This is a genomic window from Streptomyces sp. NPDC090499 (genome assembly GCF_044769305.1).
Classification (GTDB): domain Bacteria; phylum Actinomycetota; class Actinomycetes; order Streptomycetales; family Streptomycetaceae; genus Streptomyces.
Genome location: NZ_JBIVXP010000016.1, coordinates 104,133 through 127,609 on the forward strand (window position 1 = coordinate 104,133; position 23,477 = coordinate 127,609).

19 protein-coding genes are annotated in these 23,477 nt (G+C 71.4%); 12 read left to right on the plus strand and 7 right to left on the minus strand.

The genetic code is table 11. The features are described 5' to 3' along the window. The first annotated feature begins 163 nt into the window (after positions 1 to 163). Positions 164 to 1,114, plus strand: a complete 951-nt coding sequence (locus ACIQVL_RS39445; RefSeq protein WP_403477787.1) for an amidohydrolase family protein — start codon at positions 164 to 166, stop codon at positions 1,112 to 1,114. Positions 1,115 to 1,157: 43 nt separating this feature from the next. Here the strand turns inward: ACIQVL_RS39445 and ACIQVL_RS39450 are convergent, their stop codons facing one another. From ACIQVL_RS39450 to ACIQVL_RS39460, 3 genes are read right to left on the minus strand one after another with little or no spacing between them, the layout of a single operon-like run. Then, positions 1,158 to 1,682 carry a hypothetical protein gene (locus ACIQVL_RS39450; RefSeq protein ID WP_403477788.1) on the minus strand — a complete coding sequence of 175 codons (525 nt, stop codon included), beginning with the start codon at positions 1,680 to 1,682 and terminating at the stop codon, positions 1,158 to 1,160. A gap of 45 nt (positions 1,683 to 1,727) precedes the next feature. Beyond that, positions 1,728 to 2,393 carry a nitroreductase gene (locus ACIQVL_RS39455; RefSeq protein WP_403440657.1) on the minus strand — a complete coding sequence of 222 codons (666 nt, stop codon included), beginning with the start codon at positions 2,391 to 2,393 and terminating at the stop codon, positions 1,728 to 1,730. A 53-nt stretch (positions 2,394 to 2,446) separates the two neighbouring features. After that, positions 2,447 to 3,076 carry a TetR/AcrR family transcriptional regulator gene (locus ACIQVL_RS39460; RefSeq protein WP_403477789.1) on the minus strand — a complete coding sequence of 210 codons (630 nt, stop codon included), beginning with the start codon at positions 3,074 to 3,076 and terminating at the stop codon, positions 2,447 to 2,449. Positions 3,077 to 3,159: 83 nt separating this feature from the next. Between ACIQVL_RS39460 and ACIQVL_RS39465 the strand changes: the two genes are divergently transcribed. The 5 genes from ACIQVL_RS39465 (at position 3,160) to ACIQVL_RS39485 (ending at position 8,022) form a co-directional block, all read left to right on the plus strand. Further along, positions 3,160 to 3,957, plus strand: a complete 798-nt coding sequence (locus tag ACIQVL_RS39465) for a sugar phosphate isomerase/epimerase family protein (RefSeq protein ID WP_403477790.1) — start codon at positions 3,160 to 3,162, stop codon at positions 3,955 to 3,957. Further along, positions 3,957 to 5,075, plus strand: a complete 1,119-nt coding sequence (locus ACIQVL_RS39470; RefSeq protein WP_403477791.1) for a Gfo/Idh/MocA family protein — start codon at positions 3,957 to 3,959, stop codon at positions 5,073 to 5,075. Before ACIQVL_RS39465 ends, ACIQVL_RS39470 begins: the two co-directional genes overlap by 1 nt. Before the next feature lie 269 nt (positions 5,076 to 5,344). Further along, positions 5,345 to 6,073: a FadR/GntR family transcriptional regulator gene (locus ACIQVL_RS39475; protein ID WP_403477792.1), complete on the plus strand. Its 729-nt coding sequence runs from the start codon at positions 5,345 to 5,347 to the stop codon at positions 6,071 to 6,073. 251 nt (positions 6,074 to 6,324) lie between these two features. Further along, positions 6,325 to 7,482: a DUF3103 family protein gene (locus ACIQVL_RS39480; RefSeq protein ID WP_403477793.1), complete on the plus strand. Its 1,158-nt coding sequence runs from the start codon at positions 6,325 to 6,327 to the stop codon at positions 7,480 to 7,482. 105 nt (positions 7,483 to 7,587) lie between these two features. Then, entirely contained in the window at positions 7,588 to 8,022 is a 435-nt protein-coding gene (locus tag ACIQVL_RS39485; protein ID WP_403477794.1) for a VOC family protein, read from the plus strand. A 91-nt stretch (positions 8,023 to 8,113) separates the two neighbouring features. On the opposite strand, the gene ACIQVL_RS39490 is transcribed toward ACIQVL_RS39485, so the two are convergent. After that, positions 8,114 to 9,742: a carboxylesterase/lipase family protein gene (locus ACIQVL_RS39490; protein ID WP_403477795.1), complete on the minus strand. Its 1,629-nt coding sequence runs from the start codon at positions 9,740 to 9,742 to the stop codon at positions 8,114 to 8,116. A 77-nt stretch (positions 9,743 to 9,819) separates the two neighbouring features. After that, positions 9,820 to 12,270, minus strand: coding sequence for a glycoside hydrolase family 3 C-terminal domain-containing protein (locus ACIQVL_RS39495; protein WP_403477796.1), 2,451 nt, complete (start codon positions 12,268 to 12,270; stop codon positions 9,820 to 9,822). A 186-nt stretch (positions 12,271 to 12,456) separates the two neighbouring features. Between ACIQVL_RS39495 and ACIQVL_RS39500 the strand changes: the two genes are divergently transcribed. After that, positions 12,457 to 13,608, plus strand: coding sequence for an ROK family protein (locus ACIQVL_RS39500; RefSeq protein WP_403477797.1), 1,152 nt, complete (start codon positions 12,457 to 12,459; stop codon positions 13,606 to 13,608). Positions 13,609 to 13,794: 186 nt separating this feature from the next. Then, positions 13,795 to 14,370 carry a hypothetical protein gene (locus ACIQVL_RS39505; RefSeq protein ID WP_403477798.1) on the plus strand — a complete coding sequence of 192 codons (576 nt, stop codon included), beginning with the start codon at positions 13,795 to 13,797 and terminating at the stop codon, positions 14,368 to 14,370. Positions 14,371 to 14,443: 73 nt separating this feature from the next. On the opposite strand, the gene mgrA is transcribed toward ACIQVL_RS39505, so the two are convergent. Continuing rightward, positions 14,444 to 15,487 carry an L-glyceraldehyde 3-phosphate reductase gene (gene mgrA, locus ACIQVL_RS39510; RefSeq protein WP_403440685.1) on the minus strand — a complete coding sequence of 348 codons (1,044 nt, stop codon included), beginning with the start codon at positions 15,485 to 15,487 and terminating at the stop codon, positions 14,444 to 14,446. Between the two features lie 470 nt (positions 15,488 to 15,957). On the opposite strand from mgrA, the gene ACIQVL_RS39515 reads away from it, so the two are divergent. Next, complete coding sequence (locus tag ACIQVL_RS39515) at positions 15,958 to 18,423, plus strand: endonuclease/exonuclease/phosphatase family protein (protein WP_403477799.1); 2,466 nt, start codon at positions 15,958 to 15,960, stop codon at positions 18,421 to 18,423. 111 nt (positions 18,424 to 18,534) lie between these two features. Here the strand turns inward: ACIQVL_RS39515 and ACIQVL_RS39520 are convergent, their stop codons facing one another. Then, the gene (locus ACIQVL_RS39520; protein ID WP_403477800.1) at positions 18,535 to 19,185 is read right to left on the minus strand and encodes a dihydrofolate reductase family protein; all 651 of its coding nucleotides are present in this window, start codon (positions 19,183 to 19,185) and stop codon (positions 18,535 to 18,537) included. A gap of 314 nt (positions 19,186 to 19,499) precedes the next feature. Here ACIQVL_RS39520 and ACIQVL_RS39525 point away from each other — a divergent pair, with 314 nt between their 5' ends. The 3 genes from ACIQVL_RS39525 (at position 19,500) to ACIQVL_RS39535 (ending at position 23,350) form a co-directional block, all read left to right on the plus strand. Then, complete coding sequence (locus ACIQVL_RS39525) at positions 19,500 to 21,515, plus strand: discoidin domain-containing protein (protein WP_403477873.1); 2,016 nt, start codon at positions 19,500 to 19,502, stop codon at positions 21,513 to 21,515. A 106-nt stretch (positions 21,516 to 21,621) separates the two neighbouring features. Further along, a complete protein-coding gene (locus tag ACIQVL_RS39530; protein ID WP_403477874.1) occupies positions 21,622 to 22,797 on the plus strand; it encodes a cytochrome P450 in 1,176 nt (391 codons plus the stop codon). 106 nt (positions 22,798 to 22,903) lie between these two features. Next, complete coding sequence (locus tag ACIQVL_RS39535; RefSeq protein ID WP_403477801.1) at positions 22,904 to 23,350, plus strand: excalibur calcium-binding domain-containing protein; 447 nt, start codon at positions 22,904 to 22,906, stop codon at positions 23,348 to 23,350. Positions 23,351 to 23,477: the final 127 nt, after the last annotated feature.

Genomic DNA, 23,477 nt, shown 5'->3' on the forward strand with positions numbered 1-23,477 from the left:
GCCCGGGGCCGCAGGCCCGGCGCACCAGGAGGGCGGCCCCGCACCGGCCGGGCCGCCCTCCGCGCCGTCGTACGGGCGTGCCCGCCCCCGGGGTACACGCCGGCAGGCACCGCGGCCCGGCAGGGACTGGACTCGCCGCTCTCCTGCACCGATCGTTGGCGGTATGGACGATCACCGCACGGCCCCCGCCGCCTCCGCCGTCCCGGTCGGATCCGCTTCCGCCCACGGTCCCGATCACGGTGAGGAGGCCGAGGCGATCCGCCTCTTCCGGGAACGGATCGGCCTGGCCGGACTGATCGACGTCCACACCCACTTCATGCCCGAGCGGGTCCTGCACAAGGTCTGGAACTACTTCGACACGAACGGACCGCTGATCGGCGACCTGGCGTGGCCCATCACCTACCGCAAGGAGGAGGCGGAACGCACCGCTCTCCTCAGGTCGTTCGGTGTCAGGTCCTTCACCTCGATGCTCTACCCGCACAAACCCGGCATGGCGGCCTGGCTGAACACGTGGGCCGCCGACTTCGCCGGCCGCACCCCCGACTGCCTGCACACGGCGACCCTCTTCCCCGAGCCCGGTGTCGAGACGTACGTCCGCGCGGCCGTCGAGGCGGGCGCCCGGGTGTTCAAGGCACACGTGCAGGTGGGAGCGTACGACCCGGCCGACGAACTGCTCGACGGAGCGTGGGGACTGCTGGCCGAGGCCGGGATTCCCGTCGTGATCCACTGCGGCTCGGGTCCGGCCCCCGGCAAGCAGACCGGCCCCGGTCCGGTCGCGCGGGTACTGGCCCGGCACCCGAGGCTGCGGCTGGTCGTCGCGCACATGGGGATGCCGGAGTACGAGGAGTTCACCGACCTCGCCGAACGGTACGGGGAGGTGCGGCTGGACACCACGATGGCGTTCACGGACTTCACCGAGCGGTTCATGCCGTTCCCGCCCCGGGCCCTGCCCCGGATCGCCGCGCTGGGCGAGCGCGTCCTGCTCGGCTCCGACTTCCCCAACATCCCCTACCCGTACGTGCACCAGCTCCACGCCCTGGAACGGCTGGAGCTCGGCGACGAGTGGCTGCGGGCGGTCTGCCACGACAACGCGGCCCGCCTCTTCGGACTGTGACCGCTGCCTGTCCACGGCGTGCCGCAGCGCCGGACCGGCACGGTCAGGCGGCCGGTGCCTTGGGTGCGGCGACGACCGCGACGCCCGCCTCCTGCCGTGCGAACAGGCTCATCAGCTCGGTCAGGGCGACCGGCCCGTCGCCGTGCTCCACGCTGTGGTCGATCAGCACCACGGGCTGCTGGAAGCCGTCCCGCTCGGCGGGCACGAAGTCGGTGACGGTCTCCCGGCGCACGAGGACGACACGCCCGTCGTGCAGGGGATCGCGGGGGAGCAGGTCGAGGTGCGCACGCCACGCGGCCGGGCGCGAGGCCAGGTCCTGGGCGAGCACGTCCCGGCGGGCGAGCAGGGACACCGTGAGCCGGTTCCCGGTCCGCTCGTACCGGGCCGAAAGATCCTCCGGCAGCAGGTGGAACACTCCGGCCTCGCCCTCGTGCCCCCGGTTCAGCAGCATGCAGGCCATCCGCTCGGCGGGATCGGCGGACGTCTGGTCGAGATCGAGAATCACTTCCCGGGCGTCCGGGTCGAGGGCGGGGATCTCGCTGATCCACATGCGGGCGGAGCCGTCCATGCCCGGCATTCAAGCACACCCCCGCACCCGGTCCGACCGGCCCGTTCAACCGCCGATGAACCGCACGCTCTCGGAGATTCCGGCCCGCCCGGTACGCACCCGTGCCGCGCCCTCCTCCTCGAAGCCCACCGCGAGACCGCACAGCAGCACGAGACGGTCCCCGGCACCGACCAGCCGGCTGACCGTCCGGCGGTACATCGTCCACATGACCTGCGGGCAGCTGTGCAGGCCTTCGGCTCTCAGGAGCAGCATGACCGTCTGGAGATACATCCCGGCGTCCGCCCACTGCCCGGGGCCCATCGCCCGGTCGAGGTAGCAGAACAGCACGAGGGGTGCCCCGAACGCCTGCGTGTTCAACGCGGCGATCCGCACCGGCCGTTGCGGGTCCTCGCGTTCGATGCCCAGTGCCGCGTACCGCTGGGCGGCCGCCTCGGCGAAGCGCTCCCGGTACGGCGCGGTCAGCTCGGCCGGGTACATCGGGTACTCCCGCTCGTCGCCCGGGTCGCCCGCCAGCGCCCTGGCCGTGGCCTGCCGCTTCAGGTCGGCCAGGGGCTCGCCGGAGACCACGTACACCTGCCAGGGCTGGAGGTTGCCGCTCGACGGCGCCCGCGAGGCCGCGGCCAGTACCCGTGTCAGCACTTCCCTGGGCACCGGGCGCTCGCTGAACGCCCGTACGGCCCGGCGGCCGTCCACCGCCTCGTACACATCCATGCCGACTCGGCCTTTCGGGAACGTCGCAGAGGGCCCTCGCAACGGGCCGGAGACTAGGGGAGTTCGACACCGACGACGTTGCGCAGCATCCCGCGCAGGTGATCCGGCATGTCGATGATGTCCGGGCTGAGCAGCCACTGGACCTGCAGGCCGTCGAGGTACGCGACCAGATCCGCCGCCAGGTGCGAGGCATCGACGTGGGGGCGCAACAGCCCGCGCCGTGCCAGGTCGTCGACGGCCGACTGCATCTCGCGGCGGGTGCGCTCGTAGCGGGCGGTGAAGTACGGGCGCGCCGGGTGGTCCGCCGCGGTGGCCTCGCTGGACAGCACCGCGAACAGGCTCACGATGAGGGGGTTGGCCTGGTTGTGCGCGACGAGCCTGATCATCGCGGCGAAGTAGGCGAGGCCGTCCTGGCTGAGCGCGCCCGATTCGAGGAAGTGCTCGCCGTCCTGCCGGTCGCGGGCCTCCAGGACCGCCTCCAGGAGCGACTCCTTGGTCGGGAAGTGGTGCAGCAGGCCCGCGCGCGAGACACCGCAGGCGGCGGCGAGCTGCACCATGCTCGCGTTGCGGTAGCCCACCTGCCCGAACGCGGTGAACGCGGCCTCGATGATCTGGGCGCGCCGCCGCTCCCCCTTGGGGTAGTTCCGCGGGGCCGCCCCCGGCCGAGCCGTTTCCCTTGCCATGAACGAGATGCTAACGACTCCTAGAAACCATCACCCCTGTCGGTATTCTGTTTCCCGGCGGTCCGCCACGAGAGGAGTCCCCCTTGTCGACACCACAGTTGTCGGTTCAGCTCTACTCCGTACGCCAGGCCCTGGAGGCAGACGAGGACGCCGCCCTCGCCCGTCTGGCGGCCCTGGGACTGACCAACGTCGAGGCCTTCGGCTTCACGCACCGCGCGGACGAACTCGCCGACGCGCTCGCCCGGCACGGCCTCTCCGCGCGGACCGGACACGCCGGGTTCCTGTCGCCCGACGGTGCGTCGGGGGCCGATCTCGACGGCACCTTCCGGGCCGCCCGGCGACTGGGTGTGGAGATCCTCTTCGACCCGTTCGTGCCCGCCTCCCGGTGGGCCGACGAGCAGGAGATCGCGCGTACCGCGGCCCTCCTGAACGAGGCCGCCGAGCGCGCCGCCGGGCACGGCCTCAGGGTCGGCTACCACAACCATTCCCAGGAGTTCGTGCACACCGTCGCCGGCGTCAGCGCCTTCGACCGCTTCGCAGACCTCCTGAACCCGGAAGTCGCCCTGGAGATCGACCTGTTCTGGGCCGCGGCCGGCGGCAACGACGTCGTCGCCCTCCTCGACCGGCTGGGCTCCCGGGTGCGCGCCCTGCACGTGAAGGACGGCCCCGTCATCGACGACCCGTTCACCTCGGGCGCCCCCTTCGACCCCGCCGACGCCGGCCAGGTCGCGGCGGGCCGCGGGCAGATCCCGCTGGCCGCCTCGCTGGCCGCGGCCCCGCACGCCGAGTACGCCGTCATCGAGTTCGACCACTACGGCGGCGACGTCTTCGAGGGCATCGCGGCAGGCATCTCCTACCTGAAGGGCCAGGGCATCGCCTGATGACGGCACACCACCCGGTCGGCGTCGGCGTCATCGGCGCCGGCAACATCAGCGACCAGTACCTGACCAGCCTCACCCGCTATCCCGACCTGCACGTGGCCGCCGTGGGCGACCTCGACACCGCGCGCGCCGAGGCCCAGGCCCGCGCCTACGGGGTCAAGGAGTGGGGAACGGCCGCGGACGTCCTCGCCCACCCGGACGTCGAGATCGTCGTCAACCTGACCGTTCCCGCCGTGCACGCCGAGGTCAGCTCCGCGATCCTGGCCGCCGGCAAGCACGTCTGGTCCGAGAAGCCCATCGCCCTGGACCGCGCCGACGCACGAGCTCTTCTCGACCAGGCCGCCGCGGCCGGCCTGCGGGTCGGAATCGCCCCCGACACGATCCTCGGCCCCGGCCTCCAGACCGCCCTGCGCGCGATCGCCCGCGGCGCCATCGGCTCCCCGCTGTCCGCGCAGACCGTCATGCAGTACGCGGGGCCCGACCTGTGGCACCCGAACCCGGAGTTCCTGTTCGCGAGGGGCGCCGGCCCCCTCTTCGACATGGGGCCCTACTACCTCACCGCGCTGGTCTGCCTGTTCGGGCCGGTCTCCCGGGTCGCCGCGCTCGGCTCGACCGCCCGCACGGTCCGTACGGTCCGCAGCGGGGAGCGGGCCGGCACCGAGTTCACCGTCGCCGTACCGACCCACGTCAGCGCGCTCACGCAGTTCGAGAGCGGCGGCGTCGGCCAGAGCGTCTTCAGCTTCGACTCCCCGCTCACCCGCACCGGGTTCGTGGAGGTCACCGGCACCGAGGGCACCCTGGTCCTGCCCGACCCCAACACCTTCGCCGGCGAGGTCAGGATCACGCGCGTGCAGCAGCGGGGCCGGGAGGCGGAGTGGGAGACCGTCCCGCCCGTCGGCGTCGAGGGCGGCCGCGGCCTCGGCGTCCTGGACATGGCGCGGGCCCTGCGCGACGGCACCCCGCACATCGCCGGCGGGGACCTCGGCTACCACGTGCTGGACGTCATGGTGTCCATCGACGAGGCCGTCACCTCCGGCGAGACCGTCCGCGTCGCCAGCACGGCGCCCGCGACACCGCTCGTCCCCGAGGACCGCGACCCCTACGGCGCCACCCTCTGACCGGGCCCCGGCACGCCTGCTCCCCGAGCGCCCCGTCGGTCCGCGTCTCCGGCGGGCCGCACGGGGCGCCGGCCGGTCCCGGCGCGCCGGGACACCCGCCGCAGACGCCCAACTGCTCCGCTCTCACAGGCAATTGACGCGGCGGTCGGGCGGCTGCTTCACTGGTCCAGTGGCTGAGCCACTGGACCAACAGGTCGCAGAACCAGCGGACCGCTCGACCAGCGAGCCGCTGACCGCTGAACCACTGACCGAAGCCTGGGAGAACCTCCGTGGCCGTCGAGAGCATTCCGCGCCGAACCGTGGTCGACCTGCTGGAAGCACGGCTGCGTGAGGACATCCTCAGCGGCACCCACGGCCCCGGAGCCCTGCTGCCCCCCGAGCGGGAGCTGGCCGCCGGGTACGGGGTCACCCGTACGACGCTCAAGCACGCGCTGACGCGGTTGGAGCAGGCGGGACTGCTGAGCACCCGGCACGGCATCGGCACCCGCGTCCTGGACTACCTGCGGATCGGTGGCGCCGACCTGCTTCCGATGCTGGCGGCACAGGACCCCGCGTGGCTGCGGGAGGTCTTCGAGGTACGCCGGCACATCGGCACCCTGATCGCCGGCCGCGCCGCCGACCGGCGCACGGACCGCCAGGCCCGGCGGCTGGAGCACCTGCTGCGTCAGGTCGCGGACGGCCCGGACGTCGACGCCGTCCAGCTCGCCGACGTGGAAGTGCACCGCGAACTGGCGCGGGCCACGGGCAACCGGGTCTATCTGCTCCTCACGAACACCCTGTTCAACGCCTACCTTCCGGTACGGGCCGCGCTGCGGGTGCCGTTCGAGGACGCGGCGCGGGCGGCGGACCGCCTCGCGCCGGTGGTACGGGCCGTGGTCGGCCGGGACGCCGCGGAGGCGCGGCGCGCGGCGGAGACGTATCTGGCCGACACCGAGAAGATCATGCTCGGTTCACTGAGCAGCCCACGCGGCCGCCCGCCCGCCGACAGCCCCCGGTAGCCGCGCTTCCCGGCCGCGGCACCGCATCACCGGCTCCCGATCCGGCTCTCGGTCCGGCTCCCGTCGGCGCAGGGCGTCTGCGGGCGAACAGGCCTTCCTTCGGCGTGGTCCCGTTCATGCGGGGGGATGCCCGTTCGGCCTCCGCTCATTTCTATGTCATGTCCCGGTCATTTTTGCATGGGTCGGGACCCACCCCTCATGACGGCCGCCCGCTCACCGTGGGCGCGGCGGCGACCGACAACACAAGGAGCATGGTGAGCAGATCGAGCAAGAGACGCAGCGTCCTCGTCGGCGTGATGCTGTCCGCGGTCATCGGCGGCTTCGTCCAGCCGGCGATCGCGGCGCCGGTGCGGGACGCGGGGGACCAGGCCACGACGTTCCGCAGGTCTCCGGTGCTGTCGACCGAACAGGACATCGCGCGGACGCTGTCCGCCACGCTCCGCGACCCGCGGTGGCGCGAGCAGATCCGAGCGGCCGCGCTCGGCGGCGAGGACGTGGACCTGCAGGCACTGGCGAGCAGCACCGCCGACCCCGAGGGCCGGAACCTCCTCGCCTCCGTCGCCGCCGCGGACCGTCGCATCGCCGCCCTGAAGGGCCTGCCCGCCTCGACCGGCTCGCTGCTGCGCGTCCGGCTGGGCGCGCCGTCCATGCGGTCGCACCTGAACGCCGGAGCCACCCCCTGGATCGCCGTCGCCGCGGCCGACGACGACGCCAGGACCATCACGGCGTACGACAGTCAGGGCCACGCCCACGCCGTTAGCACCGCGCACGTCCCCGGACGCCCGCTGTACATCCTGGACATCGACGTCACGAAGGCCCACCGGGCCGGCCTGAAGGTGCTGCAGCAGGCCTTCGCCGACAAGGGCCTGACCAGCCTCCCGTCGAAGGCCGCGAACAGCACCCGAGCCGCGAGCACGGCAGGCTGGTGGGCGACCAAGGTCACGGCCGTCGAGGTGAACGACGACCAGGAACCCTGGTTCAAGGGCGCCGCCGAGATGTTCTCGCTGGTGACCGGCTTCGGCCAGGACGGCACGGCGCGCGTCGACTCGGTGGACATGCCCTACCTGGACTACGACGGCACCGTCTACTACCCGAACCAGATCCTGGTCAACTGGTCCAACTACAAGTACAACCTGGCCGACGTCGTCATGATGGAGGACGACGACGGCACCAACTACCGTGCGCTGGCGCAGGCGATCACCACCGCCCTGCTCACCGTGACCGACCAGGGCACCTACATCCCGCTGGTGAACGCGGTCCTGAGCGCGATCCCCGACAGCTGGTTCACCGACGACCCCGACTACGTGGAGTCCTGGTACACCCTCGCCCAGAACTCCACGGGCCGGCTGAACGGCGCCTCGGGCAACGGCTGGATGACCGTCGAGCCCTACTTCGTCGAGGAGTTCTAGACCTCGCACCCGGGCGCGGACCGGTTGCCACCCGTCGACGAGGGCACCGGTCCGCCCCGGGGAAACGAGCGGCAGGCTCCGTCCGGTACGCGGTACGGTGCGCCGATGTCCACGATCAGGAAGTTCCAAGTCACCTTCGACTGCGCGGAACCCGAGCGCCTCGCCCGCTTCTGGTGTGAAGTCCTGGGGTACGTCGTGCCGCCGCCACCGGAGGGGTTCACCACCTGGGACGATCACAACCGCACCCTGCCTCCCGAGGAGCAGGGATCATGGTTCGCCTGCAGTGATCCCTCGGGCGTGGGCCCGCGCCTGTACTTCCAGCGCGTCCCCGAGGGCAAGGTCGTGAAGAATCGGGTGCATCTCGACGTCCGGGTCGGCACCGGTCTCGTGGGGGACGAGCGCCTCGCCGTGCTCGAAGCCGAGTGCGCACGTCTGGTCGCGCTCGGCGCGACCCACGTGCGCACGCTGTACGCCGACGAGGATAACGAGTCCTGCATCCCGATGCTGGACGTCGAGGGCAACGAGTTCTGTATCGACTGAACACGCACCGGGCCCGGGGAGGCGGGGAGCCGCCTCCCCGGGGCCGCTCCGGTCTCGTGCGGGGCGGGAGACACCCGGGCGCGTCGTGCTCTCAGGAACCCTGAGTGGCCGTCATGCCGTCCCAGAACGTGCACTGGTGCTCGGCGGAAATCCGGGCGTCGTCGATCAGGGCGCTCCTGCCTCCCGCCCGCAGCGACAGCGTCAGCCCCTTGCCGCCGTGGTGGGCGGGCCAGGCGGACTGCCGCGCGACGTGCGGTCGGCCGGTCTTCGTGAAGGCTCCCCAGTACTGCGTCATCTCGCGGGCCAGCCGGCGCTCGGCCGCGTCGAACAGCGGCGCGATCGGCGTGCCGTTGTCGAAGCTGGGCCAGATGTAGGCGAGTTCCGCGGCATGGCCGGCTCCCCAGAGGTAACCCGGTATCTGCGTCAGGCCGGGACCGGTCCGGTGGTCGAACTCGTAGGAGTAGGTCGGGGTGTAGCGCTCGAAGGTCCGCACGAGCGAGCGTTGCGCGCACCCGCCGATCCCGCCGATCATCCCCGAGTCGGTCATGATCGCGCCGACCAGGTAGGCCGCGGTGTACGCGTCGGACGTCCCGGGCCAGGGGTAGCGGGCGAGTACCTCGCCGGCGCGGTCCCCGGCGAACCCCTGGACGAAGGCGAGGTAGGCCTCCTTGCCCGCGTCTATGTAGCCCTGGGCGAAGGTGCGGCCCTCGTCGCGGTTGGCGCCGACGACCACGGGCACGCGGGCGAACCGCCCGCTGTCCACCGCCTCGCGCACGTTGACCGGGAACGTCGGCGTCCCGTCCACGAAGCCGGCCGAGAAGGTCCGGCTCGCGTCGAGGAGGGAACCCGCCGAGGCCGACCGCAGACAGCCGAGGACGGCCGCCTGGTCGGCGCCGTCGCAGCCTGCCGCGCGGGCGAACGCCGTTCCGGTGGCCTCGGCCCGAGCCTGCGGCTCGCTGGGGCAGGAACCGCTCTGGAGCACGGCGCGCGCGAACAGCCCCCGCGAGCCGGGCGACACCAGATGCCCGCAGACGGACCAGCCGCCCGCGGACTCGCCGTCGACGGTGACCGCGGCGGGGTTCCCGCCGAAGGCCGCGATGTTGCGCTGCACCCAGCGCAGCGCGGCCTGCTGGTCCATGAAGCCGTAGTTGCCGGACTCGCCGCCCTCCTCGGTGAGGGCGGGCAGCCCGAGGAAGCCGAAGACGCCGAGCCGGTAGTTGAGCGAGACGCCGATGACCCCCGTCTCCCGTACGAGCTTCGACTCGTCGTTCTGCGCTCCGCTGCCGTTGGTCAGGCCACCGCCGTGGATGAACACGTGCACGGGAAGACGAGCCCCGGCGCGCACTCCCGCCGGCCGCCACACGTTGATGTCGAGACAGTCCTCGGTCTCGCTGCGCGGGCCGTTGCCGCTGGGCAGGACCGGGCAGGGGTTGCCGAAGGCGGTGGCTTCCCGGACGCCGGTCCAGCGCGCCGCCGGCCGCGGCGGCTTCCAGCGGAGGGAACCGGTGGGGGCCGCCGCGTAGGGGATGCCGACGAACCGCTCGACACCCTGGGACACGGCACCGCGCACGGCGCCCTTGTCCGTGCCCACTGCGGCCGGCGCACTCGCGGACGCCGTGACGGCCGTCGCTCCGGCCGCCGTCGCGGGCAGCAGCCCGACGGCGGTCATGGACAGGATCAGCGCGCCGCCCAGGGCAGCACGGATTCTGCTCGCAGTCATGAGGACCTCTCTGGCGGGATGCCGGCCACGGCGGTGCGGCCGGCACGCGTGGTGGTGCGGAGGGAGGAACCGGGCGGTCAGCGGGTGACGCCGACGCTGCCGTGCAGGGGGAGCGTCCGCGACGAGGAGCCGACCCACACGTCCCGCCTCCCGGTACCGAGCACCCAGGAGTGGGCGGACGTGTCCCAGTACTCCAGCTGCCGGGCGTCGACCCGGATGCGCACGGTCTTCGACTGCCCCGCGCGCAGCCGCACCTTCTGGTAGCCGCCGAGCGAGCGCACCGCCTGCGGCGCGGTGGTCCGCGGGCTCGCGCCGACGTAGACCTGGGCGACCTCGGCACCGGCGCGGGTGCCGGTGTTCTTCAGGGTGAACGAGACGGTCAACGCGCCGTGACTCTGCCGTACCGCGAGGTCGCGGTAGGCGAAGGAGGTGTACGACAGTCCGTAACCGAACGGGAAGAGCGGGGCGGTGTGCTCCTTGTCGTACCAGCGGTAGCCCACGTAGACGCCCTCGGAGTAGTTCTCCTGGTCGCCCACTCCCGGGTACCTCAGCGGGTCGCCGGCCACCGGGGTGGCGGACTCGCTCGCGGGGAACGTCTGGGTGAGCTTGCCCGACGGGTTCACGTCGCCGAAGAGCAGCCCGGCGGTGGCCTCGGCGCCGTTCTCCCCGGGGTAGTACATGTCGAGGACCGCCTTGACCTTGGACAGCCACGGCATGGTGATCGACGACCCGGTGTTGAGGACGACGACCGTGTTCGGGTTGGCGTCGGCGACGGCGGAGATGAGCCCGTCCTGGTCGGCCGGCAGGGAGAGGTTCTTCCGGTCGAAGCCCTCGGTGCCGTCGTCGTAGGCGAACACGACGGGGGTCTTCACCTGGCGGGCCAGGGCCACTGCCTCCTCCCGTGCGGCCTGCGCGGCCTGCGGGGTGACCCAGCTCAGCCGGACCTTCGTCGGTCCGCCCTGGATCGCGAGGGCACCGGCCTCGAGGCTGTGCGTGCCCGCCGTGAGGTGCACCGTGGCGCTGCTGGAGCCCAGGAAACCGGTGATGACGCTGTTCCCGTCGATCTTCAGCACACCGTACGCGGCGGGAAGGTCGAAGACGAAGGAGTAGTCGCCGTCGGCCGGCACGGTGAGGGTGCCGCTGTAGTAGAAGGAGGCGTCCGGTGTGACGGGGATCGTGCCGTCGGCGTCGACCGGCAGGGCGGGGCTGAGGGCCGAGGCGGGGACGGGGACGCCGGTGTTGTCGCCGCCCGCCGCGTAGCGCACCGTGGTGTGCCGGCCGGCCCGCGCGGTGACGGTGTCCAGCGGCGAGGCCGCGGAGTCCGGTACGACGTTGGAGCTGCCGCCGCCGGTGACCTTCGGTGTCCTCGCGGTCGGGCCGATGAGTCCGATGCTGGTGTCCTTGCCGGTCAGCGGAAGCGCCGCGCCGGTGTTCTTCAGCAGGACCGCGCCGGATTCGGCCACCTTCTGGGCGACTTTCGCGCTGCCTTTCGGATCGCGTGCGGGCCGCCGGGCAGCCGCACCGTCGAGGAGACCGAATTTCGCCATCTGCTGCAGAATACGTGCGACCGAATCATTCAGTTCCGAGACCGGAATGGTGCCGTCGGTTATCGCGGTCTTCAGTTCCTCGCCCAGGAAGACACCGCTCGGCATCTCCTGGTCGAGGCCGTTCACGATGTCGGTCGTCGCGTGCGTCGCTCCCCAGTCCGACATGACCCAGCCCTGGAAGCCCCACTGCTCCTTGAGAACCGAGTCCAGCAGCTCGTCGCTGCCGCAGCCGTGGCTGCCGTTCACCGAGTTGTACGAGCACATCACCGCCCCCGCCCCGGCCTTGACGGCGGCCTCGAAGGCGGGCAGCTCGATCTGGCGCAGGGTCTGCTCGTCGACGTTGACGTTCACCCCCATGCGGTTGTCCTCCTGGTTGTTCTCCGCGTAGTGCTTGACGGTGGCGATCAGGCCCTGGCTCTGGACGCCCTCGACCTCGCCGGCCACCATGCGGGAACTCAGCAGCGGGTCCTCGCCGAAGGTCTCGAAGTTCCGCCCCGCGTACGGCACCCGGATGGTGTTCGTCATGGGCGCGAGCAGGACGTCCTGGCCGAGCGCGCGGCCGTCGCGGCCGACGGTCCGGCCGAACTCCCGGGCCAGCCCGTCGTCGAAGGACGAGGCCAGGGCGACCGGCGCCGGCATCGCGGTGGCGTGTTCGTTGACCCGGACCCCCGCCGGGCCGTCGGTCAGCCGCAGTTCGGGGATGCCGAGGCGGGGCACCCCCGGGATGTAACCGGCCTGCCCGAGCGCCCGGGGATCGGTGCCGCCGTGGACGAAGGACAACTTCTCGTCCAGCGTCATCCGGGCGATGAGGGCGGCGACGCGGGGGGACACCCCGACGGTCACGCCGGCGCCGTCCGCGCCCGAGGCGCCGGGTGCCACGGCCGTGCCCCCGGTCAGGAGCGCCGCGCTCACGCCCGCGATCAGCGCCGTACGGCGTAAACGGCTGCCGCGGCGTCGTACCGATCTCCGATCGAGCTCCATGCGGACTCCTCACCACTGAAGTGCTCGACGATTTATGTCTCCGCTGGACAGAATTCGAGTCAAAGCAGGTGGCTCTGTAAAAGATCGAACGTTCAAGGAGGTTAAATTCGCACATTCGATGCGTCAACCCTCTGGAATTCCGCTCTTGCCGGACATAAATTGACGCCCTCGCAAGGGAGGTGACACGTGTCTCCACGGGACGAGGTCCTGGCCCATGTCCGGCGGCACGGGAGCGCGTCGCGGCCCGAACTGCAGACGGCACTCGGCATGAGCCGTCCGGTCGTCGCGGCCGTCGTCCGCGACCTCCTCGCCGCGGAGCTGCTGACCGAGCACCAGGGGGAGAACACGGGCGGCCGTGGCCGCCCCGGCCGCCGCCTGCGGCCGCGCTATCCGGCAGGCGCGGTCCTCGGAGTGGACGTCGGCCACCGGCATCTCACCGTCGCAGCGGCCACCCTCGACCTGACGGTGCGGGCCGAGCGGCGGGTGGCGATCGATGTGGACGCGCGGCCCACCGCGGCCCTGGACATCACGGCCGACATGATCCGGCAGACGGTCGAGGAGCTCCGGCGCACGGTCGGCGGACCCGTGAGCGCGTGTGTCGTCGGCATACCGGGGCCGCTGGACACCGGCAAACGGGCGATCGCCTCGCCCACCATCCTGTCCAGCTGGTCCGGGCTCGACCTGGCGGCCGAACTGGGCTCCCGGACGGGACTGACGGTCTCCCTCGACAACGACGCGAATCTCGGAGCCCTCGCCGAACACCGCCACGGTGCCGCCGACAGCCGCGGAAACCTGATCTACGTCAAGGCGTCCGACGGCATCGGGGCGGGCCTCGTCGTGCACGGGATCCCGGTCAGCGGCAGCTTCGGGGCCGCGGGCGAGATCGGGCACACCCAGGTGATCCCCGACGGCGACTGGTGCCGGTGCGGCAACCGCGGCTGCCTGGAGACCATCGTCTCGGTCCGCCAGGTGCTCCAGCAGGTCCGGCACTTCTACCCGGGCGACACCGACCTGCGGTCCCGGCTGCCGGAGATCGCCCACCACCCCGTGGCCCGGAAGATCTTCGCCGAGTCCGGCCGCACCCTCGGCCGGGTCCTGGCCAACCTGTGCGCACTGCTCGACCCCGCGGCCGTCGTCATCGGCGGCGAGATGAGCCAGGCCGGCGAGGCGTTCGTCGACGGCGTCCGCGACTCGATCGAACGCCTCGCCCAGCCGGGCTTCGACAGCCGCGTCCGCGTCACCGCGTCCGCACTCGGCACCCGCGCCGAGCTGATCGGGAGCCTCACACTCGCCCGGGACATCGCCCTGCGCGGCGGCATCCGGACCGCCGAGGGCTGATCACCGACCAAGGCGGTGGCTCCGCCCGCGGGCCGGCCGGGAGCTCGCCGTACCATCGAAGAGCGATCGACAGGTTTCGCGGCGTGGGTCCCACGCCCGCGCACGGCCCGCGTGACGCGACGACCGGCAGCGCGGCCGCCGAAGGAGTGGACCCGGGCCGGGACCTGCTCTCAGGGACAGGCAAGGATGAGCGAACAGAGCAACCCCACCGCCACGACGGACACGACGGTCCAGGTGTTCGCACCGGACAGCCCCACGCTGCGCCGCCGCCACCGACGGGCGGTAGGGCAGTTCGCCCTCTGCGTGTTCGTGCTCGTCCCGTGGACCGTCTACCTGGCCGTCTCGCTGCCCGACCGCTTCGAGGCCCGGTACTGGCCCATGGTGTGGGTGGGCTTCGACGTCATGCTGCTCGTGTCGCTGGTCGGCGCCGGGCTGGCGGTCTGGCTCAGACGGCAGGTCCTGGTCCCGATGTCCTTCGTGGCAGCCGCGCTCCTGGTCTGCGACGCCTGGTTCGACGTCTCCCTGAGCTGGGGGCGAGCCGACGTTTGGGAGAGCATAGCCTCGGCCGTGCTGGTGGAACTGCCGCTCGCCTTCCTGCTCGTCATGCGCGCGCGCCGGGTGCTCAAGATCTCGGCTCGGCTGGCCTGGCAGCGACTCGGACTGCCGGGCGAGCCTCCCGCGCTGTACAGGTTGCCGCTGTTCGTCACTCTGGCATCGCCTGGCGGCACCCGAGCGGACCTTGAGGCGACCAGGGACGCCTGACGCCCCGGGGCCCACCCGGGAGCCAGGGCCGCGTCGGCCGTCGAGCGGGCCGTCGGCCGACGCGTGGGCGGCCTCAGTTCATCCTGCCGGTCCTGGCGTCGTGCCACAGGTCGACGCCGCCGTCGACGGCGTAGGTGTCGATCTCGGCCAGCTCCTCGGCGGTGAACTCCAGGTTCTCCAGCGCGGCGACGTTCTGCGTGAGCTGCTCGGTGCGCGACGCGCCGATGACCAGCGAGGTGACCCGCCTGTCACGCAGTGCCCAGGCGAGCGCCATCTGCGCGAGGGTCTGCCCACGGCGCTCGGCGATGGAGTTGAGCGCGCGGAGCCTGTTCAGCATGTCCTCGGACAGCCAGCCGGTGTCGAACGACGTGCCGGCCGCGGCCCGTGAGCCCTCCGGGATGCCGTCGAGGTAGCGCCCGGTGAGCAGGCCCTGCGCGAGCGCCGTGAAGCCGATGACGCCGAAGCCCTCCTCCTGTGCCGCGTCGAGCAGCCCGTCCGTCTCGATCCAGCGGTTCACCATGCTGTACGACGGCTGGTGGATGAGGAGGGGCGTCCCCAGATCCCGCAGGATCGCGGCGGCCTGCCGGGTGCGCTCGGCATCGTAGGAGGAGATCCCGACGTACAGGGCCTTGCCCTGGCGGACGGCGGTGTCCAGCGCGCCCATGGTCTCCTCCAGGGGCGTACCGGCGTCGAGCCGGTGGGAGTAGAAGATGTCGACGTAGTCGAGGCCCATGCGCTGCAGGGACTGGTCGAGGGAGGCCAGCAGGTACTTGCGGGAGCCGCCGCCCTGGCCGTAGGGGCCGGGCCACATGTCCCAGCCGGCCTTGGTGGAGACGACCAGCTCGTCGCGGTACGGCGCGAGGTCCTGCTTCAGCAGCCGCCCGAAGTTGACTTCCGCGGAGCCGTAGGGCGGCCCGTAGTTGTTGGCCAGGTCGTGATGGGTGATTCCGAGGTCGAAGGCGCGCAGGGCGATGTCCCGCTGGCTCTCGAACGACCGGTCGTCGCCGAAGTTGTGCCAGTAGCCCAGGGACAGCACGGGCAGGTCGAGGCCCGAACGGCCGGTGCGCCGGTAACGCATCGTGCCGTTGTACCGCTCGGGGTCCGCGACGTGGTTCATGGGGGTCTCCGCAGGTGACAGTGGGCTTCATGCCGTTCGGGGGGTGAACGTGCCTACTGTGCCCCGGCTCGATTTCCGAGTCCAACAGCTCACGCACATCGCATTTATCGGTGTCACTTCTCAAAGAGGGCCGTACGGAGCACGCCGTGGCCGCCGGGTGGACCCGGTGAGAGGGGCCGGACGCCACCCGGCAGGGGGTGCGGCGGTCGGGCCGGCCGTGCAGGCCGTGCGGGAACGACGTGTCCACCGGCACTCTGCTCCAGCCGTACACGTGCAACCCCGTCGCCGGGACACACGCGAACATCACGTCACCGAACCGGAATACCGGACTGTCGTTTGTGTCTCAGAGTTCATCTCCCAAGTATTGGGGCCGCGTTGTCTACGCGCGTATCTTGGCTGGTCGTACGCCCGGGCGGGCCCGGTGCGGTCAAGTACCCACGTCACGCAGTCTGTATGAAGGAGACTCCTCCGTGTCGCACCCCTCATCCGAGGCCGCCGAGCCGCGTCCGCGGCGCTCCAGACACAAGCGAGCCCTGCCCTACGGCATCGCGGGAGCCGTCGTGCTCGCCACGGCCGGTCTGAGCATCAACGCCATGGCCGCCTCGCACGAGGCGCTGATCGCCGAGGTCTACGGCGGCGGCGGCAACTCGGGCGCCACGTACACCAACGACTTCGTCGAGCTGGCCAACGCCGGCAGCGGCTCGGTCGACCTGAGCGGCTACAGCGTCCAGTACCTGCCGGGCGCGCCGACCGCCTCCTCCAAGTGGCAGTCGACCCCGCTCACCGGCTCGCTCGCCGGTGGCGGCCGCTACCTGGTCCAGGAGGCCGCGGGCACGGGCGGCACCAAGGCGCTGCCGACGCCCGACGCGACCGGCTCGATCAACATGTCGGGTACCAACGGCACCATCGCGCTGGTCACCGGCAGCGACCCGCTGACCTGCCTCACCGCCGCCGACTGCCAGGCCGACTCGCGGGTCAAGGACCTGGTCGGCTTCGGTACCGCCGTCGTGCACGAGGGCAACGGCGCCGCGGCCGGCGCCGGCAACACCGCGTCCGTGGCGCGCGCGGCCACCCTCGCCGACACCGACGACAACGCCGCGGACTTCACCGCGGGCGATCCGTCCCCGGAGAACTCCGGGGGCGGCGGTACGACCCCGACCGACCCGGCGAGCACGCCGCCCGCCACCACCCCGCCGGCCACCCCGGCGAAGATCCACGACATCCAGGGCGACGCCCGTATCTCGCCGCTCAACGGCAAGACCGTCTCCGGTGTCACCGGCATCGTCACGGGCGTCCGCTCGTACGGCTCCTCGCAGGGCTACTGGGTCCAGGACCCGAACCCGGACGCCGACCCGCGTACCAGCGAGGGCATCTTCGTCTTCACCGGCTCGACCACGCCCACCGTGAAGGTCGGCGACAGCGTCTCCCTCGACGCCACGGTCCAGGAGTACTACCCGGGCGGCCAGGACACCGGCATCCAGTCCGTCACCGAACTGACCAAGGCCACCGTGAACCTCGTGTCGAGCGGCAACGCCGTGCCGGCCCCGGTCGTCCTCGACGAGCACTCGGTGCCCGAGCAGTTCGCCCCCCAGGCGGGCGGCGCGAGCATCGAGAACCTGCCGCTGCGCCCCGACGAGTACGCCCTCGACACCTACGAGTCGCTGGAGGGCATGAACGTCCGCATCGGCAGCAGCCGGGTGGTCGGCGCGACCGACCCGTACTCGGAGATGTGGGTGACGGTCCAGCCGGACCAGAACCCCACCAAGCGGGGCGGCACCCTCTACACGGGCTACGACGAGCCCAACTCGGGCCGGCTGATGGTCCAGTCGCTGATCCCGACCGCCCAGCAGGCGTTCCCCGTGGCGAACGTGGGCGACACGCTGGCGGGCAGCACGGAAGGGCCGCTGGACTACAACCAGTTCGCCGGCACCTACGCGGTCGAGGCCCGCACCATCGGCACCGTCCACAGCGGCGGCATCAAGCCCGAGGTGACGGCGAAGCAGAGCTCCTCGCAGGTGAGCGTCGCCACGTACAACGTGGAGAACCTCGCGCCGGGCAACGCGCAGTCGAAGTTCGACGCGCTCGCCAAGGGCCTGGTGACGAACCTCCGTTCGCCCGACATCGTCGCCCTGGAGGAGATCCAGGACAACAGCGGCGCCACCGACGACGGCACGGTCGCCGCCGACAAGACGCTCGGCAAGCTGGTCGACGCGATCGTCGCGGCCGGCGGCCCGCGCTACGAGTGGCGGCAGATCGACCCCGTCAACGACAAGGACGGCGGCCAGCCGGGCGGCAACATCCGCCAGGTGTTCCTGTTCAACCCCGACCGCGTGCAGTTCAACGACCGGCCGGGCGGCGACTCCACGACGGCCGTCGGTGTCACCGGCACGGGTGCCGACACGCACCTGACCGCGTCGCCGGGCCGGATCGCGCCGACCGACAGCGCCTGGACCGACTCGCGCAAGCCGCTCGCCGGCGAGTTCACCTTCCGCGGCAAGACGCTGTTCGTCATCGCCAACCACTTCAACAGCAAGGGCGGCGACCAGGCGCTCGACAGCCGTTTCCAGCCGCCGGTACGCAGCTCCGAAGCGCAGCGCAACCGACAGGCCCTGGTGGAGCGGGAGTTCGTCGAGTCGCTGGAGAAGGCGAACCCCAAGGCGGACCTGGTCGTCCTGGGCGACCTGAACGACTACCAGTTCTCGCCCGCGGCGACCTCGCTCACGGCGAACGGCGAGATCCTCACCGACCTGGTGAACACCCTGCCGGTCAGGGAGCGTTACTCGTACGTCTACGAGGGCAACTCCCAGGTCCTCGACCACATCCTGGTCAGCCCGGGCCTCAAGCACGGCGCCGACTACGACGTGGTGCACATCAACAGCGAGTTCGCCGACCAGACCAGCGACCACGACCCGCAGATCGTCCGCGTGAAGCCGTAACGGCTCCCCGCCCCTGCCGACCGCCGTCCGGCCGTCCCGTGAGGGACGGCCGGACGGCGTCGTGGCGGAGTCTCCTCACTCACGGCCGGCGGCGGTCCGGGCGTCCTCGTGTCACCTTCGCCAGAACAGGTGGTGGGTGACGCCGCTCGGGCTGGGGACGACCTCCAGGTGAAACCGGTCGAGGAGTTCGTCGGGGGACTCCCACAGCCGTAGTCCGGACCCGAACTTCACCGGCGAGACCGCCACGTGCAGGGTGTCGACGAGGTCGGCGTCGAGGAACTGCCGGACGGTGGTGACCCCGCCGCCGAGTCGGACGTCCTTGCCCTGCGCCGCCTCCCGAGCCTGTTCGAGGACCGTGGCCGGGGTGCCGTCGACGAAGTGGAACGTGGTGTCGGAGAGCGTGAACGACGGGCGCCCGTGGTGGGTCATGACGAACACCGGCGTGCGGAACGGGGGCTCCTCGCCCCACCAGCCGCGCCACTCGTGGTCCTGCCAGGGCCCGCGCTGCGGCCCGAACTTGTTGCGGCCCATGATCTCGGCGCCGATGTTGCGCGGGAAGTCCCGGGTGAAGTAGTCGTCCAGGCCCCGGCTGCCGCCGGCGTCCGTACGGTTGGGCCAGCTCGCCGTGGCCCCGGCCCAGGCGAACAGCCGCTCGGCACGGTCGAGGCCGAACGGCTGCTCAAGACTCTGCTGCTCATCGGGACCGGCACCGATTCCGTCGGCCGAGACGACGAAGTTCATCACTCTCAGCAATTGATCCATGCGCATCCTCACCGAACCCTGTCGTGTCGTCGTGCGGCCGAGCGCCCCACACCATGGTGTCGAACGGAAAGCGGCCGGATCGACAGCGGCACACGACTTTCTTCCGGAGCGGGCCGAGATGCCCCCCCGCCGCGGGATGCCGGGTCGGGCGTCCCGGGCCCTTGACTCCGTCGGCGCGGGGCATGATCCTCGTCCCAGGTATTGCGCGGTTCATGACAACCCCATGGTTTCGTCAATCGCGCCCTCTCGTCGACCGAGGGACGTGGACCGTGACGCCGACCGGACGCTCGCACCGCAGACGCAAGAACGTCACCATGCTGTCGCTGCTGCTCCTGGTACTGACCATGGCCCTCGGGCCGACCCCGAGCTCCGCGGCCGGCGGCGACTGGTGGATCCCGACCGCACGACCCGCCCCGGACGTCGGGATCGACGTCACCGGCGAGCCGTTCACCGGCATCAACTCCGCAGGCGAAGTACAGGGGTTCGTCGACGCGCACAACCACCTGTTCGGCAACGAGGCCTTCGGCGGCCGGCTGATCTGCGGCAAGGTCTTCTCCGAGGCCGGTGTCGCCGACGCCCTCAAGGACTGCCCCGAGCACTACCCCGACGGCACCCTTGCCCTGTTCGACTACATCACCCACGGCGGCGACGGCAAGCACGACCCGGTCGGCTGGCCCACCTTCAAGGACTGGCCCGCATACGACTCGATGACCCACCAGGCCGACTACTACGCCTGGGTGGAGCGGGCCTGGCGCGGCGGACAGCGCGTGCTCGTCAACGACCTCGTCACCAACGGCGTGATCTGCTCCGTCTACCCCTTCAAGGACCGCAGTTGTGACGAGATGACCTCGATCCGGCTGCAGGCGAAGATGACCTACGCCCTCCAGGCCTACATCGACACGATGTACGGCGGCACCGGCAAGGGCTGGTTCCGGATCGTCACCGACAGCGCCCAGGCACGGCAGGTCATCGAGGAGGGCAAACTCGCCGTCGTCCTCGGCGTCGAGACCTCCGAACCCTTCGGCTGCAAGCAGATCCTCGACATCCCGCAGTGCAGCAAGGCGGACATCGACAAGGGCCTCGACGAGCTCTACGCACTCGGCGTCCGCTCCATGTTCCTCTGCCACAAGTTCGACAACGCGCTGTGCGGCGTCCGCTTCGACTCCGGCGGCCTCGGAACGGCCATCAACGTCGGCCAGTTCCTGTCCACCGGGACCTTCTGGCAGACCGAGAAGTGCACCGGCCCGCAGCACGACAACCCCATCGGCAGCGCCTCCTCGGCGGCCGAGTCGGACCTGCCGGCGGGCGTGGACGTCCCCGCGTACGACTCGGACGCCCAGTGCAACAAGCGCGGTCTCACCGAACTCGGCGAGTACGCCGTGCGCGGCATGATGAAACGCAAGATGATGCTGGAGATCGACCACATGGGCGTCAAGGCCGTCGGCCAGGCCCTCGACATCCTGGAGTCCGCGTCCTACCCCGGCGTGATCTCCTCGCACAGCTGGATGGACCTGAACTGGACCGAGCGGGTCTACGCCCTCGGCGGCTTCGTCGCCCAGTACATGCACGGCTCCGAGGGCTTCGTCGCGGAAGCCGCCCGGACCAAGGCGCTGCGCGACAAGTACGGCGTGGGCTACGGCTACGGCACCGACTTCAACGGCATCGGCGACCACCCCGCCCCGCGCGGCGCGGACGCCACGAACAAGGTGACGTACCCCTTCAGGAGCGTCGACGGCGGCTCCGTCATCGACAGGCAGACCTCCGGCGACCGCACCTTCGACATCAACACCGACGGCGCGGCCCACGCCGGCATGATCCCCGACTGGATCGAGGACATCCGGCAGGTCGGCGGCCAGAGTGTGGTGAACGACCTGTTCCGGGGCGCCGAATCCTACCTCGACACCTGGGGGGCCACCGAACAGCACCAGGCCTCGGTCGACCTCGCCGAGGGACAGCCGGCCACGGCCAGTTCGTCCGAGTCGAACCCGTTCACCAGCTACCAGCCGGGCCGCGCCGTCGACGGCGACGACGGCACCCGCTGGGCCAGCGACTGGAGCGACGACCAGTGGTGGCAGGTCGACCTGGGCTCCACCCACCTCGTCTCCCGGGTGACGCTGGACTGGGAACGCGCCTACGGCAAGTCGTACCGCGTCGAACTCTCCACCGACGGCACCAACTGGCAGACCGCCTGGTCCACCACAACCGGCGACGGCGGCCTGGACACGGCCCGGTTCACCGGCACCCCGGCCCGCTACGTCCGTATCCACGGCCTCGACCGCGGCACCGACTGGGGGTACTCGCTGTACGAGGTCGGGGTCCACAGCGCCTGAACCGGCCCTCCGGCGACGGCACGCAGGAGGTCGCTGCCGTCGCCCCTACCCGACCGTGATTACGATGCCCTGTGCACCGTTTCCCCTCTCCCGGCCGGACATCGCGATGAGCACCGCCGACACGTTCCCCCTCGGGGCCTCGACCACGCTCGCCGAACTCGCCCGGGATCCGCACCCGCGCCTGGCACTGCTCCGCGCCCACGAGCCCGTGTCGTGGCTGCCCGAGCTGAACGGCTGGCTGGTCACCCGCCGCGACCTCGGGCTGGACGTGATGAGGGACTCCGCCGGCTTCACCGTCGACGACCCCCGCTTCACCACCGCCCAGGTCGTGGGACCGAGCATGCTGTCCCTGGACGGTGCCGCGCACACCCGCCACCGCGAGCCCTTCGCGGCCCCCTTCCGGCCCCGAAGAGTGCACGACAACTTCGCGGAGTTCATAGAACGGGAGACCGACCGCCTCATCACCGCACTGGAACCCGAGGGCGCCACCGAACTGCGCCGCGCCTTCGCCGGACCGCTCGCGGTGGCCGTCGTCACCGACGCCCTCGGCCTGGTCGGGGCGACCACCGACACGGTGCTCTCCTGGTACGACGCCATCGTACGGTCGGTCTCGGACATCACCGAGGGTCTGGCGGCAGGCCCGGCGGGTGCCGCCGCCTACGCGCAGCTGCGGGCCGCCGTCGAGGCGACCGTCGCCGACCCGCACGCCTCCTCGCTCCTCGTCTCCGCCGCCGGACACCTGGACGTGCCCGAAGTCGCCTCCAACGCGGCGGTGCTCATGTTCGGCGGCATCGAGACGACCGAGGCGATGATCACCAACGCCCTCCTCCACCTGCTGCAGAACCCCGGCCAACTCGCCCTGGTGCAGGCCGACTCCGGCCTGCTGGACGGAGCCGTCGAGGAGTCCCTGCGGCTGGAGCCCGGCGCGGCCGTGGTGGACCGCTATGCCACCCGCGACATCGTGCTGGGCCCGGCCGCCATCCGCCGCGGCGACCTCGTCAGCGTCTCCCTGACCGGCGCCAACCGCGATCCGGCCGTCTTCGCCGACCCGGACCGGTTCGACGTCCGGCGTCCCGAAGCCCGCCTGCAACTGGCCTTCGCCCACGGCCCGCACCACTGCCTCGCCGCCCATCTGGCCCGCCTGGAAACCCGCATCGCCCTGCAGCGCCTGCTCGAACGCCTCCCCGGACTCCGCCTCGACCCGCAGCGCCCCGCCACCCCGCACGGCTTGGTCTTCCGCAAGCCGGCCGCCCTCCACGTGCTCTGGGACGTTCCGGCCTGACGGCCCACGGGCGGACGTCCGTCACGAACAGGTGACCGCTACCGCAAAGCCGCTTCACCACCCCACCTGACGGCTGTCATCGTTCTCACAGCAACCAGGGGGGAACATGAGCAACCCGTACAACACCCCGCAACCCGCCGGGTCCATACCCAAGTGGGCTCGCAAAAGGGTCGTACTGCCCGCCCTCGCCGTGGCCTTCGTCGTCGGCATCGCCGTCGGCGGCAGTGGGAACGACGACAAGAAGACCGTCGCGGACGACAAGCCCCGGCCCACCGTGACCGCCACGGTGACGGCGACGGCAACCGCCACGGAGACCGCCGCACCCGAGCCGGCGCCCACCGTCACCGAGACGAAGACGGTCAAGGTGCGGGTGACCGTGACCGCGGACGCGGCCGGTGGCGACTCCGTGAGCTCCGGCGACGACAGCGGTGGAAGCACCTACTACGCCAACTGCACCGCCGCCCGCGCCGCGGGCGTCACCCCTCTCTACCGGGGCGAGCCCGGATACGACTCGCATCTCGACCGGGACGGCGACGGCGTCGCCTGCGAATGACGGCGGTGCCGCTGGAGCGGACCCTCGTGCGTGGTGGCGGGCAATGACGTCACGGCGTCCAGTTGCGCCTTTTACCCGATTAATCCCGCGGGGTCAAGTCACGACCCCTCGGAACGTGACCGTGCGG

What these genes read in the sequence shown, in the direction of transcription:
- ACIQVL_RS39445 (WP_403477787.1), top strand. Translation starts at nt 164, where the DNA reads ATGGACGATCACCGCACGGCCCCCGCCGCCTCCGCCGTCCCGGTCGGA.
- ACIQVL_RS39450 (WP_403477788.1), bottom strand. Translation starts at nt 1,682, where the DNA reads ATGGACGGCTCCGCCCGCATGTGGATCAGCGAGATCCCCGCCCTCGAC.
- ACIQVL_RS39455 (WP_403440657.1), bottom strand. Translation starts at nt 2,393, where the DNA reads ATGGATGTGTACGAGGCGGTGGACGGCCGCCGGGCCGTACGGGCGTTC.
- ACIQVL_RS39460 (WP_403477789.1), bottom strand. Translation starts at nt 3,076, where the DNA reads ATGGCAAGGGAAACGGCTCGGCCGGGGGCGGCCCCGCGGAACTACCCC.
- ACIQVL_RS39470 (WP_403477791.1), top strand. Translation starts at nt 3,957, where the DNA reads ATGACGGCACACCACCCGGTCGGCGTCGGCGTCATCGGCGCCGGCAAC.
- ACIQVL_RS39480 (WP_403477793.1), top strand. Translation starts at nt 6,325, where the DNA reads ATGGTGAGCAGATCGAGCAAGAGACGCAGCGTCCTCGTCGGCGTGATG.
- ACIQVL_RS39485 (WP_403477794.1), top strand. Translation starts at nt 7,588, where the DNA reads ATGTCCACGATCAGGAAGTTCCAAGTCACCTTCGACTGCGCGGAACCC.
- ACIQVL_RS39490 (WP_403477795.1), bottom strand. Translation starts at nt 9,742, where the DNA reads ATGACTGCGAGCAGAATCCGTGCTGCCCTGGGCGGCGCGCTGATCCTG.
- ACIQVL_RS39495 (WP_403477796.1), bottom strand. Translation starts at nt 12,270, where the DNA reads ATGGAGCTCGATCGGAGATCGGTACGACGCCGCGGCAGCCGTTTACGC.
- ACIQVL_RS39505 (WP_403477798.1), top strand. Translation starts at nt 13,795, where the DNA reads ATGAGCGAACAGAGCAACCCCACCGCCACGACGGACACGACGGTCCAG.
- mgrA (WP_403440685.1), bottom strand. Translation starts at nt 15,487, where the DNA reads ATGAACCACGTCGCGGACCCCGAGCGGTACAACGGCACGATGCGTTAC.
- ACIQVL_RS39520 (WP_403477800.1), bottom strand. Translation starts at nt 19,185, where the DNA reads ATGGATCAATTGCTGAGAGTGATGAACTTCGTCGTCTCGGCCGACGGA.
- ACIQVL_RS39525 (WP_403477873.1), top strand. Translation starts at nt 19,500, where the DNA reads ATGCTGTCGCTGCTGCTCCTGGTACTGACCATGGCCCTCGGGCCGACC.
- ACIQVL_RS39530 (WP_403477874.1), top strand. Translation starts at nt 21,622, where the DNA reads ATGAGCACCGCCGACACGTTCCCCCTCGGGGCCTCGACCACGCTCGCC.
- ACIQVL_RS39535 (WP_403477801.1), top strand. Translation starts at nt 22,904, where the DNA reads ATGAGCAACCCGTACAACACCCCGCAACCCGCCGGGTCCATACCCAAG.